This is a genomic window from Alteromonas sp. 14N.309.X.WAT.G.H12, from assembly GCF_036697315.1.
GTDB lineage: Bacteria > Pseudomonadota > Gammaproteobacteria > Enterobacterales > Alteromonadaceae > Alteromonas.
In genome coordinates, this window is the sequence record NZ_JBAHZB010000197.1 from 1 (window position 1) to 2,774 (window position 2,774).

Sequence of the window (2,774 nt, forward strand, 5' to 3'; positions counted from 1 at the left end):
GCTGCCACCGAATTAGCAAATAAACTTTCTTTTTTCTTAACTTCCTTGGTCATACATTATCCATCGACACATAACACTTTGAATAAGCGGTTTGGCAGCGCTTTCCTGACAAATCCGTCTTCATTCTTTTGTTAGGTGCCATTGCTGTTTAATTCCTTGGGCCAGATAATTGACTGACCATCGCTCGTGTATTTAGGGAAAAATAACACGTTGCACACGATGTCATCTACTACCCAGAATGAAACACCTAAATGAGTAAGCTCATAGTTTTGGCCAGTCTCTTCAAAGTCTTCCTCTAGAATTAGTTGAGGGAATTCTGTCTGGAGTTCGGTGATCGGCCTACCTACGATTAACTTGTTTTCAAGTTTGATTATTCGAGAAGATGACGTAAAAGTGGTGAGCAAGAAATCGTCATCAGAAGAGAAACTTAATTCTAATCCATTTTCATATGACCATATTACGTCCCTTTCCTCAGGGTTACTTTGTATAGGAATGAAATAGTCGATATGAGGAGGCTGACCAGCAATTGACCTTACTTGCGCCATATTCATTCCGAATAATAAGCCATTAATACCTATATGAGGTTGAATATCCACTTGGCACCTAACGCCGAGCACAGCGGCGCGAGTTTACGAGTGTCCGGCGGCCACCGGCCGCGAACTGCTGCGAATTGTTATGCATTTTCACGCACCACAGTATCTACGGCTGACCGCCACAGCACCAAATTTGGCAGCAATGCGCAAAGCGTAATTTCGCTTGCACCTAGTAGCTTTGCAAGCACATTGCTAAGAGGATAGTCCAACGATTCAGCAGTCTCGACCACAATTCTTTGTGTCTGTAATGCCAGCGTACTCGTTTTTTCCTGGCCTACCCACTCAGCAGAATGTTTCCACCAGTTGGCGGCTGCATTCACCACGGAAATAAAAGTGAATTCCTCTGAGTAGCGAGGGCCAATATCGAAAGCTTTTCTTTTACTCACGCCGGTCAAGGTAAGCGTATCAGTTAAATATTGTTGTATTACGGAGAAACCAACGCCTATAAAATACTCCCCCCGGTCAGTCAGACCATATGACACAGGATCAACTGATTTGGAGATGAGATTGCTAACCTCGACTACTTTCTCATCGAGGATATTCAGCAGCTCTGCGAGCAATTGAAGCTCCCGGTCTGCATACTCGTCCCCAACTTTCAGATACATGCACAGAAGCTCCTTTTATGCATAACACCCCACTAAGGGGCGATAACACATGGGCTAAAATTAGGAACGAAGTGACGCAGCCCATGTGTTAGCGTCCCAGCGAGCAGCGCGAGCGCCTTTAGTGTTTTGTTATGTGACGCTACCAAGAAAAGTAAGCAAACGCTTCTCTGTACGATGCCAGCGCTCTATAAATTGCGTATTTTAAACGTACTTTTTTAACAAAGACTTGATACAAAAAAACAGGGCCTAACCAAAATAGAACTAAAAATGCTTGGATAAAAAGTAGGACGAAAACAAATTCGTCATACAACCCGTTTGTAAGGAAAAAAAACAAAACAAAAATGTTTAAAATGGTAAACGCCCAGATAGCCCACCTAGCGTCTTTTACCAGTTGTCTTAAATCCTCTTCGACTTTTACATTTTGCATGAGCTTCCAGTCACATAACGCAGAGCTAACCAGCGCCGCTTTTTGGCGTCTGGTTTAGCGTTTTGTTAGCTGCCATTCTTGCACTCACCAAATAATTCTATGGTGGCACTTGCTTCATATTGCGTTTTAACACAGTTTAAAGTCCAAGAACCCATATCTTTTATTGCCTTGATATGTACCTCTGCTTCACCATTTACACCCTCAATGGTAAACGACATATTCGCGCTTCCCTGGTGCCCCGATGTTGACAAGTTCCCCGTAATAAACCCCGTACTGTATGGAACACCAACCTCCTCAGTAAATTTTTGAGAACCTTCCAGTAATACCATTGACATTAGATAAGGTTCAGAGGTCTTAAATATACTACCGATAAAGAAAAACATTGGTAGCATGAGCAGAAAGCAAAAGCCGATGTATGCAAATGAGGCTCTCGCCCAGTTTCTTTGCACTTTAATAAAGTGATTCTCATCTCTCCATGTTCCGTTTTTCCACGCATATTCGCTACCGTGAAATCCTAGTTTGAACAGATAATAGAAACCATAAATGGGGATGAACACTTTAAAAGCGGAATAGGTATTATTGCCAACTCCCCAAAGCCAATTGAGGAGGAAGGCACCCCAGTTCCATTTTTTTAAATGTTCAGGTATTTCCTGATCCACAAATATTCTCCTGATTTCCAATATACAGCTAACACCCACATAAGGGGCAGTAATACGTGGGCTAAAATTTGGAGCGAAGCGACAGAGCCCACGTGTTACTGTCCCAGCGAAGCGACTTAATGTGTTTGTTATACGCAATTTGCCACATGTGTAGCGCATTGCTACAATGTGATGACGAACCATTAGGAGACATATTATGGCAACCGCGAGCGTAAGACTAGACCAAGATCTAGTTGAGAAAGCTACAATTATGGGCAAAGCACTAAACCGAACTATGCCAAAGCAGATAGAGCATTGGGCTAAGATAGGTGAAATGATGGAAGATAATCCTGATTTGCCTTACGAATTCGTAAAACAGGCAATTATCTCCAAAGCTGAAAAAGAGGCTGGAAAAATGGAGCCTTACGATTTTAGCTAAGATTACCAGTGTTTTACAGACAGCTAATTTTAAGAGAGCAGTAAAGAAGTTACATCAGAATCAGAAAAAAGA

General features: G+C 42.3%; 5 protein-coding genes. 1 reads left to right on the forward strand and 4 read right to left on the reverse strand.

From position 1 onward, the window contains the following. Positions 1 to 131: 131 nt before the first annotated feature. From V5298_RS20320 to V5298_RS20335, 4 genes are all read right to left on the reverse strand, one after another. On the reverse strand, positions 132 to 596 hold the full coding sequence (locus V5298_RS20320) for a hypothetical protein (protein WP_332933236.1): 465 nt from the start codon (positions 594 to 596) through the stop codon (positions 132 to 134). Positions 597 to 673: 77 nt separating this feature from the next. Continuing rightward, positions 674 to 1,198: a hypothetical protein gene (locus tag V5298_RS20325; protein WP_332933237.1), complete on the reverse strand. Its 525-nt coding sequence runs from the start codon at positions 1,196 to 1,198 to the stop codon at positions 674 to 676. Between the two features lie 139 nt (positions 1,199 to 1,337). Beyond that, a complete protein-coding gene (locus tag V5298_RS20330) occupies positions 1,338 to 1,625 on the reverse strand; it encodes a hypothetical protein (RefSeq protein ID WP_332933238.1) in 288 nt (95 codons plus the stop codon). A gap of 65 nt (positions 1,626 to 1,690) precedes the next feature. Beyond that, positions 1,691 to 2,284, reverse strand: coding sequence for a cytochrome c oxidase assembly factor Coa1 family protein (locus tag V5298_RS20335; protein ID WP_332933239.1), 594 nt, complete (start codon positions 2,282 to 2,284; stop codon positions 1,691 to 1,693). Between the two features lie 196 nt (positions 2,285 to 2,480). Between V5298_RS20335 and V5298_RS20340 the strand changes: the two genes are divergently transcribed. Then, on the forward strand, positions 2,481 to 2,702 hold the full coding sequence (locus V5298_RS20340) for a TA system antitoxin ParD family protein (RefSeq protein WP_332933240.1): 222 nt from the start codon (positions 2,481 to 2,483) through the stop codon (positions 2,700 to 2,702). The last annotated feature ends 72 nt before the right edge of the window (positions 2,703 to 2,774 follow it).

What these genes read in the sequence shown, in the direction of transcription:
- V5298_RS20325 (WP_332933237.1), bottom strand. Translation starts at nt 1,198, where the DNA reads ATGTATCTGAAAGTTGGGGACGAGTATGCAGACCGGGAGCTTCAATTG.
- V5298_RS20330 (WP_332933238.1), bottom strand. Translation starts at nt 1,625, where the DNA reads ATGCAAAATGTAAAAGTCGAAGAGGATTTAAGACAACTGGTAAAAGAC.
- V5298_RS20340 (WP_332933240.1), top strand. Translation starts at nt 2,481, where the DNA reads ATGGCAACCGCGAGCGTAAGACTAGACCAAGATCTAGTTGAGAAAGCT.